The organism is Ruegeria sp. CL3, from assembly GCF_056536505.1.
In genome coordinates this window covers 33,556-53,816 of sequence record NZ_JBQFPT010000008.1, presented here as the reverse complement: position 1 = coordinate 53,816, position 20,261 = coordinate 33,556, and the positions used below count along the sequence as shown (strand labels likewise).

18 protein-coding genes and 1 pseudogene are annotated in these 20,261 nt (G+C 60.5%); 9 read left to right on the top strand and 10 right to left on the bottom strand.

The genetic code is table 11. From position 1 onward, the window contains the following. Positions 1 to 33: 33 nt before the first annotated feature. Positions 34 to 792, bottom strand: coding sequence for an NAD(P)-binding domain-containing protein (locus ACR0NO_RS13280; RefSeq protein ID WP_480724280.1), 759 nt, complete (start codon positions 790 to 792; stop codon positions 34 to 36). A 156-nt stretch (positions 793 to 948) separates the two neighbouring features. Between ACR0NO_RS13280 and ACR0NO_RS13275 the strand changes: the two genes are divergently transcribed. From ACR0NO_RS13275 to ACR0NO_RS13240, 8 genes are all read left to right on the top strand, one after another. Next, the gene (locus ACR0NO_RS13275) at positions 949 to 1,851 is read left to right on the top strand and encodes a LysR family transcriptional regulator (RefSeq protein ID WP_480724279.1); all 903 of its coding nucleotides are present in this window, start codon (positions 949 to 951) and stop codon (positions 1,849 to 1,851) included. A gap of 99 nt (positions 1,852 to 1,950) precedes the next feature. Then, entirely contained in the window at positions 1,951 to 4,035 is a 2,085-nt protein-coding gene (locus ACR0NO_RS13270) for a hydantoinase/oxoprolinase family protein (RefSeq protein ID WP_480724278.1), read from the top strand. Then, positions 4,035 to 5,744: a hydantoinase B/oxoprolinase family protein gene (locus ACR0NO_RS13265; protein WP_480724277.1), complete on the top strand. Its 1,710-nt coding sequence runs from the start codon at positions 4,035 to 4,037 to the stop codon at positions 5,742 to 5,744. Before ACR0NO_RS13270 ends, ACR0NO_RS13265 begins: the two co-directional genes overlap by 1 nt. Next, positions 5,741 to 6,952, top strand: coding sequence for an NAD(P)/FAD-dependent oxidoreductase (locus ACR0NO_RS13260; RefSeq protein WP_480724276.1), 1,212 nt, complete (start codon positions 5,741 to 5,743; stop codon positions 6,950 to 6,952). Before ACR0NO_RS13265 ends, ACR0NO_RS13260 begins: the two co-directional genes overlap by 4 nt. Further along, positions 6,952 to 7,725 (top strand): HpcH/HpaI aldolase family protein, encoded by a 774-nt coding sequence (locus tag ACR0NO_RS13255; protein ID WP_480724275.1) that lies wholly within the window; start codon positions 6,952 to 6,954, stop codon positions 7,723 to 7,725. Before ACR0NO_RS13260 ends, ACR0NO_RS13255 begins: the two co-directional genes overlap by 1 nt. After that, positions 7,722 to 8,936, top strand: a complete 1,215-nt coding sequence (locus ACR0NO_RS13250; RefSeq protein ID WP_480724274.1) for a pyridoxal phosphate-dependent aminotransferase — start codon at positions 7,722 to 7,724, stop codon at positions 8,934 to 8,936. Before ACR0NO_RS13255 ends, ACR0NO_RS13250 begins: the two co-directional genes overlap by 4 nt. After that, a complete protein-coding gene (locus ACR0NO_RS13245) occupies positions 8,933 to 9,772 on the top strand; it encodes an NAD-dependent epimerase/dehydratase family protein (protein WP_170643246.1) in 840 nt (279 codons plus the stop codon). Before ACR0NO_RS13250 ends, ACR0NO_RS13245 begins: the two co-directional genes overlap by 4 nt. Before the next feature lie 73 nt (positions 9,773 to 9,845). After that, complete coding sequence (locus tag ACR0NO_RS13240; protein WP_480724273.1) at positions 9,846 to 11,888, top strand: oxidoreductase; 2,043 nt, start codon at positions 9,846 to 9,848, stop codon at positions 11,886 to 11,888. A 16-nt stretch (positions 11,889 to 11,904) separates the two neighbouring features. Here ACR0NO_RS13240 and ACR0NO_RS13235 read toward each other — a convergent pair. From ACR0NO_RS13235 to ACR0NO_RS13210, 6 genes and pseudogenes are all read right to left on the bottom strand, one after another. Next, positions 11,905 to 12,099: pseudogene (locus ACR0NO_RS13235) on the bottom strand (trimethylamine methyltransferase family protein); the annotation flags it as partial. 89 nt (positions 12,100 to 12,188) lie between these two features. After that, positions 12,189 to 12,431, bottom strand: a complete 243-nt coding sequence (locus tag ACR0NO_RS13230; protein ID WP_480724272.1) for a trimethylamine methyltransferase family protein — start codon at positions 12,429 to 12,431, stop codon at positions 12,189 to 12,191. After that, the gene (locus ACR0NO_RS13225; protein WP_480724271.1) at positions 12,419 to 13,222 is read right to left on the bottom strand and encodes an SDR family NAD(P)-dependent oxidoreductase; all 804 of its coding nucleotides are present in this window, start codon (positions 13,220 to 13,222) and stop codon (positions 12,419 to 12,421) included. Before ACR0NO_RS13225 ends, ACR0NO_RS13230 begins: the two co-directional genes overlap by 13 nt. A gap of 3 nt (positions 13,223 to 13,225) precedes the next feature. Continuing rightward, on the bottom strand, positions 13,226 to 14,014 hold the full coding sequence (locus ACR0NO_RS13220) for an SDR family NAD(P)-dependent oxidoreductase (RefSeq protein ID WP_480724270.1): 789 nt from the start codon (positions 14,012 to 14,014) through the stop codon (positions 13,226 to 13,228). Beyond that, positions 14,014 to 15,075, bottom strand: coding sequence for an LLM class flavin-dependent oxidoreductase (locus ACR0NO_RS13215; protein WP_170549175.1), 1,062 nt, complete (start codon positions 15,073 to 15,075; stop codon positions 14,014 to 14,016). Before ACR0NO_RS13215 ends, ACR0NO_RS13220 begins: the two co-directional genes overlap by 1 nt. Positions 15,076 to 15,179: 104 nt before the next feature. Next, a complete protein-coding gene (locus ACR0NO_RS13210) occupies positions 15,180 to 16,097 on the bottom strand; it encodes a LysR substrate-binding domain-containing protein (RefSeq protein ID WP_480724394.1) in 918 nt (305 codons plus the stop codon). 124 nt (positions 16,098 to 16,221) lie between these two features. On the opposite strand from ACR0NO_RS13210, the gene ACR0NO_RS13205 reads away from it, so the two are divergent. Further along, positions 16,222 to 16,731 carry a flavin reductase family protein gene (locus ACR0NO_RS13205; protein ID WP_480724269.1) on the top strand — a complete coding sequence of 170 codons (510 nt, stop codon included), beginning with the start codon at positions 16,222 to 16,224 and terminating at the stop codon, positions 16,729 to 16,731. A gap of 100 nt (positions 16,732 to 16,831) precedes the next feature. Here the strand turns inward: ACR0NO_RS13205 and ACR0NO_RS13200 are convergent, their stop codons facing one another. From ACR0NO_RS13200 to ACR0NO_RS13190, 3 genes are read right to left on the bottom strand one after another with little or no spacing between them, the layout of a single operon-like run. Then, positions 16,832 to 17,839 (bottom strand): Ldh family oxidoreductase, encoded by a 1,008-nt coding sequence (locus ACR0NO_RS13200; RefSeq protein ID WP_480724268.1) that lies wholly within the window; start codon positions 17,837 to 17,839, stop codon positions 16,832 to 16,834. A 50-nt stretch (positions 17,840 to 17,889) separates the two neighbouring features. Continuing rightward, a complete protein-coding gene (locus ACR0NO_RS13195; protein ID WP_480724267.1) occupies positions 17,890 to 18,540 on the bottom strand; it encodes a DUF3726 domain-containing protein in 651 nt (216 codons plus the stop codon). After that, entirely contained in the window at positions 18,537 to 20,228 is a 1,692-nt protein-coding gene (locus ACR0NO_RS13190) for a hypothetical protein (protein ID WP_480724266.1), read from the bottom strand. Before ACR0NO_RS13190 ends, ACR0NO_RS13195 begins: the two co-directional genes overlap by 4 nt. Between the last annotated feature and the right edge of the window lie 33 nt (positions 20,229 to 20,261).

Sequence of the window (20,261 nt, the reverse complement as noted above, 5' to 3'; positions counted from 1 at the left end):
TGATGTCGTCGCGCGCGCGTACAGTACGGGTAATCAGCCCTCGGATAGGCGGGCCGACAAGACCTCGATCCCTTGGACCAGATCGTCATAGGTGTTGCGATCGGCCATGTACTCTCGCAATTGCTGGTTCAGCCCGCCCGGCGTGTTTAGGGATTCGACAAGATCGGCCATCGCGTTCTCGGTCTCCATCGGCGCGGCCATGATCGACCCTCCGATCAACAGACGCAGGAATTTCTCGGCCTCATGGGCGCTGCCGGTCTTATGGCCCAGCCAGTCAATCCCAACGGCCAGCGATTTCGCTACAACCGATAGCAGGGCTTGAGCGGCCAGAAACTCGTTGAAATCACTCTCGGACTTCATGGTGATCACAGTGTTTGAACCGCCATAGAGGGCCTCAACCGTTGGCGACGCGGGAAAGACCAGAACCGGAGACCCGCCCGAGGCAATGGACGGGAACGGGATCATCAACGTCTCGAACGTGGCCGGTGCAACGAGGGCCTGAACCTGTTCCGGCGAGATGCCAACCATGAATGAGATCACTCGTTGGCCTTCGCGAAACTGCAGCGCGGATAGCATAGCCTCGGCCTGTTCGGCGGTCGATCCGACAAAGACCACGTCACTGGCATCCAATACACCCTGATTGTTAGCCACGGTCACAGTGTCGAAGCGAGCCGACAGCTCGGATGAGTTGGCCCGGCTTCTTTCGCTGACAACAATGTCATGCCCATCGCTGACCAAACCTTCGGCGCAGGCCCGCGCAATGGTTCCAAACCCAAGATAGCCAAGCCTCATGTTTGCCTCCTGTTTTCCGGCACGTGGTCGAGTCGCCCCGTTGATCGCCCTATTCGCCGCCGCAGGCAAACCAATTCTCTACCGACCAGACATCAAACGGACGGGCTCTTGCCCTGAACGATTGACGATCAGTTTCTCTGATGCTCAAAAGTTTGAATGATAAAGAACCAAGTCACGCTCAAACAGCTCGAAGCCTTTACCTTCGTGGTCGATATGGGAACCTTCCGCGCCGCGGCCAACGCGCTTGCGACGACGCAGCCCAATATCTCGTCACGCATCGCCACGCTGGAAGAGGCATTAGGCACAAAGCTGCTGCATCGCGATGCAGGGTCCGTGCGTCTGACAGCGAAGGGAGAGGCGCTGTTGGAGAAAACCAGAACGGTTCTCCGCGCAACCGAAGCCCTGCTGGAAGAGGCCGATCGACAAGATCTGATTCAGGAGCGGCTGCGTCTTGGCGTCACCGAATTGGTCGCCTGCACATGGCTGCAGGACTTTCTGCGTTGCCTAAAACAGCACTATCCCAATCTGAGCGTCGAGCTTGTGGTGGACCTGTCCGGCACGATTGATGAAAAGCTGCTGGAGGGGCAGCTTGATCTTGCCGTGCAGAACGGGCCGTTCAAAACAGACCTGGACGGAACGCGGGAGCTGACCGGCGAAGACTATGTGTGGGTGGCCAATACGACACTCGCCACGGCCTTGCCCGAAGGGCGCAGCGTCGACCGGTTTTTCGCATTCTCCGTTCTGACCCATGCTCGCCACACAATTGCAGGGCACAGCCTGCATGCGATGGCACAGGAACGTGGGCTGGATGCGCAGAAAATCGTGCATTCAAACGCATTGTCCGCCTGCGTTCCAATGGTCTCAGAAGGTCTCGGGATCGCGTTGCTGCCACGCCCGCTAGTCCAGCGTGAGATCGACGCGGGTGCCCTGCTGGAACTTCAATCCGACTGGACGGCCGAGCCGCTGCGGTTTTTCGCCCGCTACGATCCAACGCGGGCCGCCCGTTTTGTGGAACATGCGGCGGAAATCGCCGCACAGCTCAGGCCGCAGATAGGATAAAGAAAACTGATCAGGAGTAGAAATTAAAGCAATTTGATTTTTCGTCCCGAGCTGGGTTTTAGTCGCGTTTGACAGGTACTCTTTCAAGCGGGCACGGGCATGACCTCACACTCTATCCGACTGGGCGTTGATATCGGCGGCACCTTTACCGATGTCGTTCTGGAAAAGGATGGACAGACATTTTCAACCAAAGTGCTGACAACCTATGCCGCGCCGGAAGACGCAATCATCGATGGGATGCAGCAGGTCTGTGCCAAGGCGGGGATCACTCCGGGCCAGATTGACCAGATCATCCACGGCACCACGCTTGCGACCAACGCGCTGATCGAACGCCGGGGGGCGAAAACGGCGCTGATCACGACGGAAGGGTTCCGCGATGTGATCGAAATGCGCACCGAAAGCCGGTTTGAGCAGTATGACCTGAACCTCAAACTGCCTGACCCGCTGCTGCCACGCCACATGCGCTTTACCGTTCCCGGCCGCGTCGATGCGCGTGGCGAAGTTCTGGTTGCTCTGACCCGCGCCGATGTCGAAGCGGTGGTGGACAAGATTGCGCAAGCTGGGTTTGAATCGGTGGCGGTAGGGTTGATCCACTCCTACCTCAACCCGGCTCACGAGCATCTGGTGCGCGAGGTTCTGGCCGAGAAACTGCCTGACGTTTCGGTTTCGATCTCGTCCGAGGTTTCGCCTCAGATGCGTGAGTATGAGCGGTTCAACACGGTGGTTGCCAACGCCTATATCAAGCCACTGATGGCCTCATACCTGGGTCGGCTCGAGGATCAATTGCGCGCCCAAGGTGTCAAATGCCGGATCTTCCTGATGCATTCGGGTGGCGGCATCATCTCAATCCAGAATGCGGCCGATTTCCCGGTGCGGCTGGTCGAAAGCGGCCCCGCTGGGGGCGCGGTTTTCGCGGCTCATGTCGCAGCGCGCTACGGGTTGGACAAAGTGCTGAGTTTTGACATGGGCGGCACCACGGCCAAGATCTGCCTGATCAAAAACCAGACGCCCAAAACCAGCCGCGTGTTTGAGGTCGCGCGGACCTATCGGTTCAAGAAAGGCTCGGGCATGCCGATTTCGATCCCGGTTATCGACATGGTAGAAATCGGCGCGGGCGGCGGCAGCCTGGCTCATGTGGACGGGATGCGCCAGATCCGCGTGGGTCCGGAAAGCGCGGGGTCGGAGCCCGGCCCGGCCTGCTACGGACGCGGCGGCACGCGCCCCGGTGTGACGGACGCTGATCTGGTTCTCGGGAAGCTGGACCCGAACAACTTCGCCGCTGGCTCGATCGTTTTGCACCCGGACAACTCCAAATCTGCGCTGACCGTCCACGTTGGCAACACGCTGGACATGGACCCGGTCGAGGCCGCCTTTGGCGTGGCCGAGGTGGTCGACGAAAACATGGCCAACGCCGCACGCGTTCACGCCGTCGAGAATGGCGAAGACCTGAGCGAATACACCATGATCGCCTTTGGAGGCGCAGCCCCTCTGCACGCCGGGCGTCTGTGTGAAAAGCTCGGGGTCGAACGCCTGCTGGTCCCGCCAGGGGCTGGGGTCGGCTCGGCCATCGGGTTTTTACGCGCGCCCTTCAGTTTCGAGGCCAACCGCTCGGTCTACATGAAGCTCAGCGATTTTGATGCGGGACGGATCAGACAGCTTTTGTCCGATCTGAGGGACGAAACAACGGGCTTCGTGCGAACCTGCGATGCGACCAGCCCGATCCGAACCGATTTCAAAGCCTATATGCGCTATTCCGGTCAGGGCTGGGAAATCCCGATCGAACTGACCGAAGAACAGGCGATGAACCCCGACGCGGCCGCCTATCAGGCCCGGTTTGAGGCAGGCTACACCAAGCTTTTTGGCCGCCCGGTCGCGGGCATGGATATCGAGATTACCGTCTGGTCGGTCAACGCCAGCACCCCGCCTGAAGAGGTCACGTCGATTGCCGTCACGTGCGCAACAGGCCCGGCCATTTCCGACGGCACGCGACAGGTCTTTGATGCTGCATCCGGTCGCTATCTGGACGCTGATACTGTCGACCGCGCAAGCATGCAGACGGGGCAGCGCGCCCAAGGGCCTGCAATCGTAACAGAGGATGAAACAACCATCGTTGTCCCCGTCAGCCGGGACGCCATCCGCCAGCCCGATGGCTGTATCGACGTTGTGACCAAAGGAGCCACGTGATGAGCAACGAGCAGTCCAAAGTCACCTATCAGGTCATGTGGAACCGTCTGATCTCGGTTGTTGAGGAACAGGCGCAGGCGTTGGTTCGGACGGCGTTCTCAACCTCGGTCCGCGAGGCCGGGGATCTGTCGGCGGGGGTCTATGACACGCACGGGAACATGCTGGCGCAGGCCGTGACCGGTACGCCGGGTCACGTGAACGCGATGTCCGATGCGGTCGCGCATTTCATTCGCCGAATTGGCCGGCAGAACATGCATGACGGCGATGTCTACATCACCAATGACCCGTGGGAGGGCACAGGCCACCTGCATGACATCACCATGGTCACCCCATCCTTTCACAAGGGCGCGCTGGTCGGGTTCTTCGCTTGTACCGCGCATATCGTGGATATCGGCGGGCGCGGCTTTGGGGCCGATGCGCAAAGCGTATATGAAGAGGGGCTATACATCCCGATCATGAAGTTTGCCGACCGTGGCGATGTGGATGAAACACTGGTGCGCCTCATTCGCGGCAATGTGCGCGAGCCCGATCAGCTGATCGGAGACATCTATGCTCTGACCACCTGTAACGAAATCGGCCACCGCCGCCTGATCGACATGATGGAGGAGTTCGGCCTCGAAACCCTCGATGGGATTGCCGCGTTCATCCTCGACAACTCCCGCCGAGCGACGCTGGAGCGTATCGCCGCCCTGCCTCAGAAAACCGCTGAGGGTGAAATGACGATGGACGGGTTTGATACTCCGATCACGTTGAAGGTCAGGATCAGCGTCGAAGGCGACAGGATCGTGACCGATTTCACCGGCACTTCAGGGGTGGACAAGAAAGGGATCAATTGCCCGCTGGTCTATACCAAAGCCTATGCCTGCTACGCGCTTAAGGTCGCAATCGCGCCCGAGATACCCAATAACGCCGCATCGCTGGCCCCGTTTGAAATCACCGCGCCCGAGAACACCATTGTGAATGCGCTGCACCCGGCTCCGGTCGCACTGCGCCATATTGTGGGCCATTTCGTGCCCGATGCGGTCTATGACGCGTTCGACAAGATCGTTCCCGGCCTTGTCCCCGCCGAAGGTGCGGGATGTTTGTGCAACTTTCAAGTCAGCCTGCGCCCGCGCACCGATGCTCCGGCCCCTGAAGGGGCCCGCCGGTCCGAAGTGCTGACCTTCAACTCGGGCGGGTCCGGCGCGCGGCCCGATCATGATGGGATGAACGCCACCGCCTTCCCCTCGGGCGTCATGACCATGCCGATTGAGGCCACCGAACACGCCGGTCCTGTCATCATCTGGCGCAAGGAACTGCGCCCCGACAGCGGTGGCGCAGGGAAAACGCGTGGCGGGCTGGGACAGTATATGGAGGTCGGTGCGCAAGAGGGGTACGAGTTCGACATTCAGGCCATGTTCGACAGAAGCCAGCATCCCGCGCGCGGTCGCCGAGGCGGAGGCAATGGGGCACCAACAAAGATTGCCCAAGACGACGGGTCTGACATGCGGGTCAAAGGTAAACAGTTTGTACCACACGGGCGCAAAGTCGTGATGGCGTTCCCCGGCGGTGCTGGCTACGGTGACCCGTCGGAACGGTCAAAACAGATGGTGAAGCGTGATCTGGCGCTCGGCTATATTTCAGACGAAACAGCATCGCGCGACTATGGCTTGACGGCATCCGAGATCTCTCAGATCCACCGTGCCGTTGCAAAAGGAGAATACGAATGAGCAACCAAAGCCCGGCCCGGCAAAGCTATGACGTGGTGATCATAGGCGGCGCGATCATGGGGGCCTCGACCGCTTGGTTCTTGTCGGACAATACCGATTTCAATGGCTCGGTTCTGGTGATCGAACGCGACATGACCTTTGCCTCATGTTCGACCGGGCATACGAATTCCTGTATCCGGCAGCAATTCTCGGCCGAGCTGAACGTGCGGATAAGCCAGTTTGCCGCCGACTTCGTGAAAAACCTACGCGGCTATATGGGTGGAGACGACCGGGTGCCCGAGCTTTCGATCCATTCCTTTGGCTACATGTATCTGGCGGACAACGAAGGCTTTGCCAACGTGCTGCGCGAGAACCAGAAGGTTCAGTTGGCGGCAGGTGCGGCAACGCAGCTGATGAACGCGGATGAGATCAAGGCCGCCTACCCGTTCTACAACGTCGATGACATCGTTCTGGGCTCGATCAATCTGGTTGACGAAGGCTATTTCGACGGCACAGCCCTCGATCACTGGTGGCGGCGACAAAGCCGCGAGCGGGGCGTCGAATGGGTCCAGAACGAAGTTGTCGAGATCACGCGAAACGCCGCAGGCACCAAGGTCGAAAGCGTCACGCTCGCCTCGGGCGAAGTCATTGCGTGCGGACAGGTGGTCAATGCGTCCGGCCCTCGGGCCGCCAAAACAGCGCAGATGGCTGGGATTGACGTGCCGGTCGAACCGCGCAAACGCTATTCCTGGATTTTCAAGGCCGAACAGCCGCTGGACCGTGACTTGCCGTTGACCATTGATCCCTCGGGCGTTCACGTGCGCGAGGTCGGAGGCGGCACCTATCAATGCGGCGGGCATACCGACATCGACCCGGCTGTAGATTTCGATGATTTCAACATGGACCACGCCTTCTGGGAAAACCACGTCTGGCCTGTCCTCGCCACCCGTATCCCGCAATTCGAAGCAATCAAGCTACAAAGCGAATGGGCCGGGCACTATGCGATGAACACCTTCGATCACAACGCAATCATGGGTCCGCATACCGAACTGTCGAACTTCATCTTCCTGAACGGGTTTTCGGGCCACGGGCTGCAGCAATCTCCGGCGATGGGGCGTGGCACGGCCGAGTGGTTGACCTATGGCGAATACCGCGCGCTCGACATGACGCCCTTCAACTACGAACGTATCCCGGCCGGACAACCCATCGTCGAAAAGGCAGTGATCTGATGGAGCTCACACCCAACCGTTTCACCCGTGCAATCGCAAATGGCGACAAACAAGTTGGTGTGTGGGTCAGCCTGTGCAGTAACACTGCAGCCGAAGTCATAGCCACAGCAGGCTATGACTGGGCGCTGATCGACATGGAGCATAGCGCGAACGATTATCACAGCGTGTTGTCTCAGCTGCAGGCCTTTGAGGCGTATCAGACCACCGCACTTGTCCGCGTCGAATGGAATGATGCGGTTGCGGTCAAACGTCTACTTGACCTTGGCGCGCCGGGGCTTCTGTTTCCGATGATCCAATCGGTGGAAGAAGCCGAACGTGCCGTCGCGGCCACGCGCTACCCGCCGCGTGGCGTTCGCGGGATGGCAGGCGCAAGCCGCGCAACGGGTTTTGGCCGGATCAAGGACTATGTGACGCGCTGCGAAGACGAGCTGACGGTTCTGCTGCAAGTGGAATCCCGCGCTGCCTTGGAACAGGCCGAGGCTATCGGCACTGTCGATGGTGTCAGCGGCATCTTCTTCGGCCCGGCGGATATTGCAGCCGATCTTGGTCATGTCGGCGACCCCATGCATCCCGAGGTCTGGTCCGAGATCAGAAAGGCCGCGCAGAAACTGATCGCGCGCGGGGTGCCCGTCGGCACCCTGGTCACCGACCCGGCCTTTGCCGCCGAACTGTTGAACGAAGGGTTCACCTTCGTTGCGAACGCCATTGATACGAGCCTTCTGGCGCGTGCAGCTGACACGGCTCTGGTCCAGACGAAAGATCATCTGAAATGAACTTTGCTGCCTCGCGCCTTGCATCTGTGAAACCCTCAGCCTCGGCTTGGGTCAGCCAGGCCGCGAATGAGGCTCGCGCGCGGGGTGAGGATGTCATTGATCTGGGCCTCGGAGAGCCTGACTTCGACACACCCGACCACATCAAGGAAGCCGCACATCAGGCGGCTCTGGCGGGTGAGACGAAGTACCCGCCCACCAACGGCACCCTGACCATGCGGAAGGCCGTTGCCGACAAGCTGCAGCGTGAAAACGATCTGACCTACGCACCCGATGAAGTCATCGTGTCGAACGGGGCCAAGCAAGTGCTGTTCAACGCTTTCATGGCCACGCTCGAGCCGGGCGACGAAGTTCTGCTCTGCGCGCCCTATTTTGGGCAGTACAAGGACATCGTGCTCATCCTTGGCGGTACGCCAATCGCCATCGAATGCCCCGCTGAGGACGGATTTCGCCTGACCCCTGACAGGCTGGCCGCCGCGATCACACCCAAGACACGCTGGCTGTTGCTGAACCAACCGTCGAACCCCTCAGGCGCTGTCTATTCGGACGCTGAGATTGCGGCCCTTGGCGCGGTTTTGGAACAACAGGACCGCATCCTGATCCTGTCCGATGAGATCTACGAACACATCCTGTTCGACAATCGCGTCTTCCGGTCTTTCGCAGCCCTGTGCCCGAAGCTGAAAGATCGGACGCTGACGGTAAACGGGGTCTCCAAGGCCTATGCGATGACCGGGTGGCGTATCGGCTATGGCGCAGGCCCGAAAGAGCTGATCGCAGCAATGACCAAGGTACAAAGCCAGATTTCCTCGGGCGCTTGCTCGATCGCACAGGCCGCAGCGGCGGCTGCTTTGAACGGACCGCAGGATGAGGTGCGCCGTTTCTGTGCCGCGTTCGAGGCTCGTCGCGACCTTGTGGTCGAACGCATCCGCGACATTCCCGGCCTGACACTCGACCCGCCGGGCGGAGCGTTCTACGGTCTGATCGGCTGTAAGGGGCTGATCAGGGCTATGACTCCCGACGGCGCAACTCTGACCTCGGACGCAGATGTAACCGCCTATCTTCTCAGCGCGGCCGGTGTGGCAGCTGTTCCCGGCAGCGCCTATGAACTGTCGCCCTTCTTCCGCATTTCGACCGCCGCGTCCGAAAACGTTCTGAACACGGCCCTGAACCGCATCTCTGATGCAGTCGCCAATCTGAAAGGAGTTCGCCCATGAAGAAACTAGTCCTCACCGGCGCGGCGGGGCGGCTTGGATCATACTTGCGCGGGCCGCTGTCGAAACTGTGCGACGAGCTGGTCTCCTCGGACATCGCCGACAGCGTGCCCAACCTCGCGCCGAACGAAAGCTATGTGAAGGCCGATCTTGCCGATCTTGAAGCTATGACAGAGCTTCTGGAAGGCGCGGATATGGTGGTTCATTTCGGCGCCATCGCGGATGAGGCCCCGATGGATGTACTTTGGGGCCCGAACTTCTACGGCGCATATACCGTGTGGGAGGCCGCCCATCGCAATAATCTGAGGCGCGTAGTCTACGCCTCGTCAATCCATGCGGTCGGCATGCACAAAAAGACCGATTTCATCGGAATCGACGCGCCACACAGACCAGACACGTTCTATGGGCTTGCCAAGTGCTTCGCCGAAGACCTCGCCTCGCTTTACTGGGACAAGCGCGGGCTCGAGGCCGTCTGCCTGCGCATCCTGTCCTGCGCGCAGGTCACGAACAGTCGCGCGGTGGGAACGTGGCTCAGCTATGATGATCTGGTGCATATGGTCGAACAGGCGATCAAAACCCCGGTCACCGGATTCAGCATCGTCTATGGCGTGTCAGACAATGACCGCGCGCCCGTTGACAACTCCAAGGCGCGGCATCTGGGTTTCCGGCCCAAGGACAATGCCGAGCAATTCGCCGATGAGATCTTTGCCAAGGACGGCCCGCTTGACCCCTTTGATCCCGCGAACATCCATCACGGCGGCCCTTTTGCAGCCGTTGACCTGGGCAGCAGCGGTATGGCGGCTCTGAACCTGAATGCAGACGATACGGCGAAGGAGTAGCCCTCAGCCCCGTCTTCGCAGCCACGCGGGCCTTTATCTCTTCATTCGTCAGCTTTTCCGTGAGAGCATCGCAATGAGCAACGATCCACTTCTGCAGCCATACCAGTTAAAGCACCTCACCCTGCGCAACCGGATTATGACCACAAGTCATGAACCCGCCTATCCCGAAGACGGTATGCCTAAGGATCGCTACCGCGCCTATCATGCGGAACGCGCCAAGGCCGGTGTTGCGCTGGCGATGACGGCCGGGTCGGCCTGTGTGTCCAAAGACAGCCCTCCGGCGTTCAATAACGTTTTGGCTTATCGTGACGAGGTGGTGCCTTGGATCAAAAACCTCACGGATGAGCTGCATGATCACGGCTGCGCGGTGATGATCCAGCTGACCCATCTGGGCCGCCGCACCGGGTGGAGCAAAGGGGATTGGCTGCCCTCGGTCGCGCCGACGCATCATCACGAAACCGCGCATCGCTTCAATCCGAAACTCATGGAGGATTGGGACATAGCGCGGGTCATTCAGGACTATGCGGACGCCGCCGAGCGCATGAAGGCGGGCGGCATGGACGGGCTGGAAATCGAATGCTATGGCCACCTGCCCGACCAGTTCTGGTCCCCGCTGACGAACGAACTTGAGGGGCCGTATGGCCCACAAACGCTGGAAAGCCGCACCCGTTTCGCGCGTGAGGTTTTGGCCAGCATGCGCGACAAGGTGGGTGAAGACTTCCTTCTGGGTGTTCGCTTCTCGATGGACGAAACCACCCCCGGCGGCGTGAGCGAGGAAGAGGGATTCCGCATCGCGCGTCTTCTCACGGATGAGGGGCTGACCGATTTCCTCAACGTGACGCGCGGGCGGATTGACAGTGATGCCGCGCTGTCAAAAGTGATCCCGCTGCAGGGGTCGCCCTTGGCGCCGCATCTGGATTTCGCGGGACGGATGCGGGCCGAGATCGGCCTGCCTACGTTCCACGCCGCCCGCATTCCGGATGTAGCCACCGCCCGCCACGCCGTGGCCGAAGGACGTCTGGACATGGTGGGCATGACTCGCGCCCATATGGCCGACCCGCATTTGGTGCAGAAGATCATCGAGGGGCGTGAGGATGATATCCGGCCCTGCGTCGGTGCCACCTACTGCCTCGATCGTATTTACGAAGGTGGCGAGGCACTGTGCATCCACAACGCCGCGACCGGGCGCGAGCTGACGATGCCGCATCTGATCCCAGTGGCCGAGACCCCGCGCAAGGTTGTGGTCATCGGCACCGGCCCCGGCGGGCTCGAGGCCGCGCGGGTTGCTTCCGCCCGCGGTCATGACGTGACGGTGTTCGAGGCTGCCTCGGACCCCGGCGGGCAGATACGCCTGACCGCGCAATCCCAAAGGCGGCGCGAGATGATCGGGATCATCGACTGGCGCATGGCCCAATGTGCGGCACGGGATGTGAGTTTTCATTTCAACACTTGGGCCGAGGCCGAAGACGTCACCGCCCTGAACCCGGACCTGGCCATCGTGGCCACCGGCGGGCTGCCTCAGATGCGGCTGTATGAGCAGATTGAGGATCTGCCACACGTCATCACCTCGTGGGACATTTTGTCGGGTGACGTGAAAGCCTATGGCGATGTGTTGATCTTTGATGAGGCTGGCGATCACGCTGGGCTGCAGGCCGCCGAGATTGCGGCAGACACCGCGCAGGTCGAAATCATGACCCCTGACCGCAGCTTTGCCCCCGACGTGATGGGGCTGAACCTCACGCCGTATCTGACCAACCTGCAAGACAAGGACGTGACCCTAACCGTGGCGCGCCGCCTTAAAGGCGTGCGGCGGGACAAAAACCGCCTGATCGCCGAGATAGGATCAGATTACAGCACGAAATTGCAGGACCGGCCCTATGACCAGATTATTCTCAACTATGGCACATTGCCAAATGCTGACCTGTATTTCGACCTCAAGCCCCTCTCGTCAAATCTGGGACAGGTCGATCATGAAGCGTTGATCAACGGTCTACCGCAAAACTTTGTTGCGAACCCAGATGGCCGTTTCCAGTTGTTCCGTATCGGAGACGCCGTCGCCGCGCGCAACACGCACGCAGCGATCTACGATGCCCTGCGCTTGTTGAAAGACCTCTAACGCAGGGCATCATCGTCAGATGGCGGTGCGGAACGGGGATATCCATTGGCTCGCAGGTGTCCCCGCCTGCCATGTGAGGGCTTGGGCAGGCCTGATTCAGGCCCGCAAAATTGATCACATCCGCCTCGGTGGTTAACGGGCGGAGGCCCTCCAGATCACGGGTGAACGGAGCGCCCTTCATGGTGCAGAACACGCTGGAGTCGCCGCCCATCGTGAACCCGGTCTAGAGCCCGCGCCCTTGAACCACGAAACGTGCAGGTGCTTTGGCGACAAGCTCCATCACCAGGACGCGCTCGATCCTCATCCGGTCGCCACCAATCTTTGTACCGGTCTTGCCCAATCGCTCAGCGCTTTGGCATCGCGGAAATCGATGCCGACCTCTTCCAGGATCGCCGTTGTGGCATCGTGGATGCGCTCCAATGCTGCCTCGTTCAGAACCTCAAGCGGCTGCAGCTTGCGCATCACCGGTGCCAGGCGGGTCTGAACCGATTTCTGAGCCTGTAGACGGGCAGCACGCCCGGCGCGGCTTTTTACACGCGACATGACACACCACCATCCACAGTGATTTCGGTACCGGTGATGTATGACGCCTCATCGCTGGCCAGGAACACAGCCGCATTGGCCACATCCCAGGGCGTGCCCACACGGCCCAGCGGAATCCGCGCCGCTCGCTGACGATCTAGCGCGTCCCAGTCAATGGCGTCTGGGTCGTCCGAGTTCTGAACGGTGATATCCCGCGCCATGGGCGTGTCTATGAACCCCGGCAGGATCGCGTTGGCGCGAATGCCATGCGGGGCCATCTCGGCCGAAAGGTTGCGCGTATAGGAAATGATCGAGCCCTTGGTGGCGTTATAGCCGATATAGGGCGTGCCCAGATAGCGCAGCCCTGCAATCGAAGAGATATTGGTCACCACCCCGGCCCCGCGATCCACGAAGTGGGGCAGAACATGTTTGGTCGGCAGGAAAACAGCCTTCATGTTCACATGAACCAGCGCATCCCAATCCTCGACCATGCTGTCCATGGCCCCGCCGGTCTTCAGGATGCCGACGTTGTTTTGCAGAATGTCGATCTGCCCCAACGCGCTCAGGCAGTCGGTGACGGCCTGCTTGACCTGATCCTCTTGCGTGACATCCGCAGACAGGGCGATGGCTCTACCGCCGTCGGCGCGGATGATCTCGCAGGTGTCCTCGGCGGCGGGCAGATGCAGGTCCAAAGCGCAGATCGTAGCCCCTTCCTGCGCCAGCCGAATGGCCGTGGCCTTGCCATTGCCCATACCCCCATTCATCGCGCCCGCACCGGTGACCAGCGCGACCTTTCCAGACAGACGTGCCATGGGTTATTCCTCGTTCGATTGTAAAAATGCGTTCATGCCGCCATCAACCGCAAGAAGCTGACCATTGATGTAAGAGGCGCCCTCGGACATCAGAAAGGCCACTGGCGCTGCGATTTCCGCAGGGTCCGCCCAACGCGCGGCCGGGGTGCGGTTTTCGATGCGGCGGACAAAGCCCGTGTCACTGAGGATTTTCTTGTTCATCTCGGTCAGCACATAGCCCGGCGCAATGGCATTGGCGCAGATCCCATCGGCACCGAAATCCGCGGCCAGAGACCGCGTCAGCCCCGCGATGGCCGCCTTGGAGGACGCATAGTTCCCAACCCCCGGCCTCGGGTGGGTCGCAGCGATTGACGAAACCGACACGATCCGCCCCCGGTGCGGGCCAGGATTGGCCAGCATCGCCTTGCCCGCTGCCTGAGACAGCACAAATGGGGCCATAACGTGCAGCTCATAGATGCTGCGATAATCCTCGACTGTCTGGTCAAGGACAAGCCCGTGATTGGTGATCCCCGCATTGTTGATAAGCCCCCAGATGCTGCCGGCTTGGGTTGCAACCTCTTGCACCCATTGCCGACAGGCGTCGAAATCCGTCAGGTCGAAGGCGGTGGCCTGCGCATCGGCGCCCTGCCCTCTGAGCGCTTCCGCCGTGCCCTCAACGGCCTCGGCGTTCAGATCCTGCAGCCAGACCTGCGCGCCCTGATCCGCACAGGCCATGGCCATAGCCGCCCCCAACCCGCGCGCCGCACCAGTGATCAGGATCGGCTTTCCGGCCAGCGAGAACAGCCCCGCCATCAGGAGGCAAGCGCTTTCTTGTCTTCCTCAAGCGCCGCTTTTACTGCGGGCATTACCTGATCGCAAAACTGCTCGAGCGAGCGCAATGTGTTGGCAAACGGGATTGAGGCGATCTGCATGAAGACGCTCAGATGTGTGATCCCAAACTCGCGCGTCTCGGCGACGATCCGGCGGGTGACCTCTTCGACGTCACCGATGATGGCCCGCTGCATCACCTCGTCGAGGGTGGGTTCGTTGTCGAAAGGCACGATGTTCAGATCCGCGCCCTGCATCAACGGCTCGGGGCGGCGCATGTTGTTCGCCATGCGGGCATGGATCAGAACCTGCTCGGTCGCGGCGCGGGCGTCGTCTTTGTCCTCGGCGATGTAGACATAGCGCTGCACGGCAAAGGGGAAGTCGTTGCCGCTCAGCCCGTTTTCCGTGCGGGTTTCGGTGTAAAGCCGCCGCGCCGTCGACACGATCGAGTTCGGCCCGATGGCCGGAGTGGTCAGCGGCTCGGCCCCATAGTCGATCATCTTCTGACGCATTTCGGGCGCGTTGCCCACCGCCAAGGTGCGGATGCGATTCTGTACCGGTGCGATCGACAGCGCGGCATCGTTGATCTGGATATGTTCACCCTGATAGTCGATCACGCCGGAATAGACGCCCTGTTCGATACAATCCCAAATCTCAAGGCCGCGCATCAGGCGGTCATTGATCTCGAACCCGAATTTCTTGAACTCGCGCGGCTGATAGCCGGTGCCCAGACCCAGCACGAGGCGACCCTCGGTCAGCTGGTCGGTCAGGCAGATATCTTCGACCAGACGCAGAGGTTCATAGAAGGGCATCACAACAACGGCGGGGCCCACGTTGATGCGTTTGGTATGGGCGGCCATATTCGCAGCCGTCATCAGCGGAGACGGTGAGATGCAGTAGTTCGACAGGTGATGCTCGGCAAACCAGGCCACATCGAACCCCGCCTCGTCGACCATCTGCGTCATGTTGCGCATCTGGTTGAACACGTCGGCATGGGTGGACCCGTCAACGGGTTTTGTCATCAGGTTGAAAAGCGAAAATTCCATGGCCGCAGGCTCCGAGTCTATTCGGGTGAATGTGTTTCCCCCAGATTTCCTCAATCCTGCCAAACTTCCAAATGGCGATTCCTAGGCCATTGCCAAAGAAATTCTTATGCACCTGACGCCTCCTGTCGCAACCAGTGTAGAAACGCCTGAACGCGAGGCTGGTTCAAGCGGCTGTGGGGGCAAAGAAAATGATAGGCAAACGGGCCTTCCACCGCCTCGAACGGCAACGCGATCAGAGTGCCGTTGTCCAGAAAATGCTGCGCGATGACATCCCGGGTGACCCCGATCCCGCCGCCAAAAGCGATGGCGTTGAGCGTGGCGCTGGCATCGCCGAAATAGGCACCATTTTCGAACAAATCCGGGTTGCCGCCATTGCGCTCAATCACCGCACGCCATTCACTGTGGTTGGTGTCTTTGAAAAACGGGAGCCCGGCCAGGTCATCCACCCGTTTCACATCGACCAGCTGATCCTGTAGCGCGGCTGAGGCCACAAGGATATGGCGTTCACCGAACAGGCGCTCCTGATAGACATTCGGCGTGCCGCCCGGCCCCCAGCGAATGGCGACATCCGCGTCTTCCTGCCCAAAACCGGTGCAGGCCACGGTGGACAAGGTGATCAGGTCGATCTGCGGATGCGCCTCAAGAAGTCGGGTCGCACGAGTCGCAAACCAGGTCGAGCTAAAGGAGGGCAGCAGGCTGACCGTCAGCATGGTGCGCCCTGCATCTGGCGCGAGATCCTGAACGCTTTCGCTCAGGCTGTCTAACATCGCCCCGACGGAATCGGCAAACTGTTCCCCCTGCTCGGTCAGACTGATCTGGTTGTTCGACCTGCGAAACAACCGGATGCCAATGCGATCCTCCAGCAGTTTTACCTGCTGGCTAACGGCGGGTTGCGTCAGGTTCAATTCCGACGCTGCCAGGGTGAAACTTTGCAACCGCGCCGCCGCTTCGAACGCGATCAGCGTCTGCAGGGGTGGTAATCCCCGGCGCATTCGGTTGCTATCAAAACCGACAGGTTCCATCCGGGACAAGGCACCCGGACCCAATTGGTTCAATCGTGTTCTCAAAGCGCGTCGCATGGTGATCCTGCATAAGGAGGGCTTGGCCTGACGGCAAGAAATTCATTCTTGTGATAAAACCTGCCTAATGCAAGCTCTGAGCACCCCAATCCCGGAGCGTAAGATGCTGACCTCGACTGAATTCATCTCGGCCATGCGCAAAGCCCCGACACCGGTGTCTATTGTCACTACGCCGGGCGAGCATGGACCCCAGGGCGCGACCGTCAGCGCTGTCTGCTCGCTTACCGCGACTCCGCCTGCTGTGTTGATCTGTCTGAACAAAAACAGTCGCATTCTGGGCATGATCGAAGAGCATGGGGGCTATTGCGTCAACTTCGCCGCGCAAAACCACATCGACATGACGCTGGCTTTTGCCGTTGACCCTGCGCATTCGGAGCTTCGCAAATTTTCCGAAGATGTCTGGGACATGGATGAACACACCCACCTGCCGGTCCTGAAGGACACCTCGGCCATTTTCGCCTGTCTTCAAATCCAGACGGTTTCCTTCGGCTCTCACCGCATTCTCATCGGCAAGGTCGAGCGTGTGGAGGTTAGCAACAACCACCCTCTGGCCTATTGGGATGGCGGGTTTCAGTAGCTGCAAGAGCCGCAAGCCTGAGTTCTCCATCACGAATACAAAAAAGGGCACATGCCCCGATCAGACCATGCGCCCCTTCAAACTTGTGATGCTGTGCGCGTCAGAGAAGCGCGCGCACTTTTTCCAGCAGTGCCGCGTTTACGGCAACGCCTTCGGTTGCTGCCCGCTCGCGGCAGGTGTGGCGGCCGTCGCCCGGCAGGCGCGCGCCATCTTGGTCGCGGAACGCGGCAATCAGCTCACCCAGTTTCTCTTGGAACGCTCCGCCCGAAGTCGCCTGCGGGTCAATCGCTATGAAGAACTGCCCTGTTTTAGGCGGGCCACCCGCGGTGCCCGAGAACGGGCTGGCGACCGAACCAAGCGTTGCGCCGGTCATCGCAGCGGCCATCAGTTCAACCGCCAGGGCAATACCCACGCCCTTGTAGCCGCCCGATGGGACCATGGAGCCCTTTAGGCCAGCTTCGGGGTCAGTGGTGGGCTGGCCGTCGGCGTCCAAAACCCAACCTTCGGGCACGGGTTTACCTTCGCGGGCGTGTTTCATGACTTCGCTTTTGGCGATGGTGCTGGCGGACTGATCGATCAGCAGCGCCGCGTTTCCATCCGCGTCGGGGGCCGAGATCGAGAAAGGGTTGGTGCCAACGACCGGCTTTGCCCCACCCGACGGCGCGATCGAGGCCGGCGCATTGGTGAACCCGATCCCCATCAGGCCTGCCTGCGCCAGACGCTGGGTATGCACACCCAGAACACCGCAGTTATACGAGTTGTTGATGGCCAGAACCGCAACGCCCTGCTCGCGTGCCAGTGGGATCAGTTTTTCAAACCCCAAATCGATCGCGCTGTGCGCGAACCCTGTGGCCGCATCCACGGTCACGACTGCCGGGCGCGGCTGGGCGACCACGGGCTCGGCGGCCCCGTCAACCTTGCCGCATTCCACGTGCTGCGCGTAGATCGGGATATAGGCCAACCCGTGCGAGGCAACGCCATCCGCTTCGGTCATTGCGGTCGCAACGGCCAGAGGACGGGCGTTTTCCTCAGATGTTCCGGCTTTGACAAGGGCGCGGAAGGCCAGATCTTCGATCTCGGCCAATGTCAGGGTTTCGGTGGCGGTCATTCTTCTTTTCCGTTCGTATCTATGTACCCCTCATCAAAAGGGGCGAAGTTTCAGTCGTTGTCGCTGAGGCCCGCGCCAGCACCGCGCATGCGGCTTTCTTCGGTCGCGGGTGCGAATGTGCGGTGGGCAAAAGCACCGAGCCTGTTCCAATCTGTATCGGACACCTCAGCGCGCAGGAGTGGCTCGCGGCGGCCTGTCATTTCGGCCGGCGCGCTGAAGACCATCTTGTCAGCGTGACGGGCCTCAAGCGCCTCGGGCGTGGCCTGCACGCAGATCTGCCGCCCATCCGTTGCCAGACGCGCGCCCTGCCATTCAGCCGCGACCGGTACACCCAAACGCAGCGCAGCCCCGCCCATGAAGGGAACGGCCAGCAAGGGCAGGCTGACATTCTCCATCGTGATAGAACCGCGATCCATCAAACGCACCGCGCAGTCGCTGAGCGAGGCCCCGGCGATCAGCGGACTCATCCGACGGGTAGGAGCATGCCAGATCTCAGCGCTCAGCGAGACAGGCGAGACGTCGATCGACGGGATACGATCGTTCATCTCTAACAGGTCGGCTAGCAATTCGGCGCCCGAAAATCCGAAGGCCGACAGCCAGCGCGTTCCCTTGGCGGCCTCTTCCGCCAGACCCCAAGACAGGCCTGCGCCGCGCGCGGCGCGTTTGCTCATGGCCTCGATTTCGTTCAGAGAGTGGCTCATGCAGCGGCCCCTTCACGTTCCGGGAAGACCCAGAAATCGGCGTTTTCAGATGTCAATTCATGCGGCAAAGGCGCGTTGCCATACATGCAGATCCGCACCCAACGGTCCGAGCGGGGGTCGAACTTGGTCGCCCCGAAGAAGGACAGCTTACAGCGCAGCATGTCGATGGGCAGCACCCGGTCCGAGATCGTGTTGTCGCGGATCTCGGCATAGGGCGCGCGCCCTACAATCTGAACACGACGCAGCACGTGGCGGTGTTCGGGGTGGCGCAACAGGAAATCGGCGACCTGAGCATCATCCGACCAATGGGCCAGCGCCTGAAACAACTGCGCGGCGTCCCGACCGGGGGCCAAGGGCTGCTCGTATTCCTCGATCGGTTCCTCGAAACGTTCGCCCAGACGCGGCTCCAGCTTTTCTTCCGAGACATACCAGGCGCGCGCCTTGCTGGCGGGGGTGGCCCAATCGGTCTCAATGGCCCAGCCATAGATATCCTTGAGAAGCGCCCGCAGGTCGCCGATCTTCATCGCTCCGGCGATGCGGAACGTGGCGGTGTTGTCTGCCGCCATACCTTCGGCAAAGGCATCGACCAATTCGCCGTAGGGTTCCAGCATCAGCGAGGCGATCCATTCTTGACCCTCAAGGGTCAGTGACTGCTCGGCCCAAGAATAAAGCGCATCCCATGGGTGATCCGCGCCAAGATCCGCACTTGAGAGATAGTCCTGAAGCTTGGCGATATCGGCGCGCAGGGCGGCGAGTTTCTCGATCTGGATCGGGTGTTCGGACTGCCAGGTCTCGACGATCTGCATATTGCGCAGCAGCACATCACGGAACACCGTAATTTCCGCATCGCCGGCCTTCTCTACCCCACGCACGACCTGAATTGCGCCTTCGCGCGCGGCCATCCAGTTGTTAAACAGCACCGGATGGTTCAGCAAAAACGGCGCCATTCCTAGACCGGTCGAGTTCCCAATCCCCATCGAGCGGGCAATCCCAGCATCCAGCTTCGCGGCCTGCGCGCCGTTGGCTGCAGCGCGGGTATCAGCCATGTATTGCACAAGATCAGTCACGAACCAGCGGGTAAGGTAGACCGACAGCATCTCAACCTGGAACGGAGCACGGAATTCCGGACGGTCGGCAATCATTTCGCGATCCGCAGCGCCCAACTTGCCGGACCCGTAAACCGCAGTGGTCCGCATCAGGTAACCAACCGCATCAATCTTCTCGGTCGAGGGCTGACGGCCTTCGGCCAATTCGCTCACCACATGCTCCCACAAACGCACCGAGCGGTTGGCGCGGGATACGGACAGCTCAGACCCGGTGACACGCCCGGCTTCCTGAACGGGGATATTGTGTGAAAGACGCTCGATATCGGCGTCGGAGGGCACACCGTCAAACAGGGTGAAGGTGGCATCCCAGGCCTCGGCGATCACCCGGTCCGAGCGTTTTTCGGGCGGCAGATCATGGGCATAGGCGATAAGGGAATAGGACCGCTCGGGCCCATGTGCGGTATAGACGGCATGGCCAACTCCTGTGCCGTCAATTTCGAACGCAGTTTTTTCAAACCGCCAGTTTTCCCGAGCCAGTCGTCGCGTCAGGATACGCATGAACGAAAGGCGCGACTGATGCATGGAGCCAAGACGGGCAAGGCGCATCACCATGTTCGGATCACGACGGGGAACGTCAGTCATTCGGTTGTGCCTCCTCAGGTGCTAATATCTGGT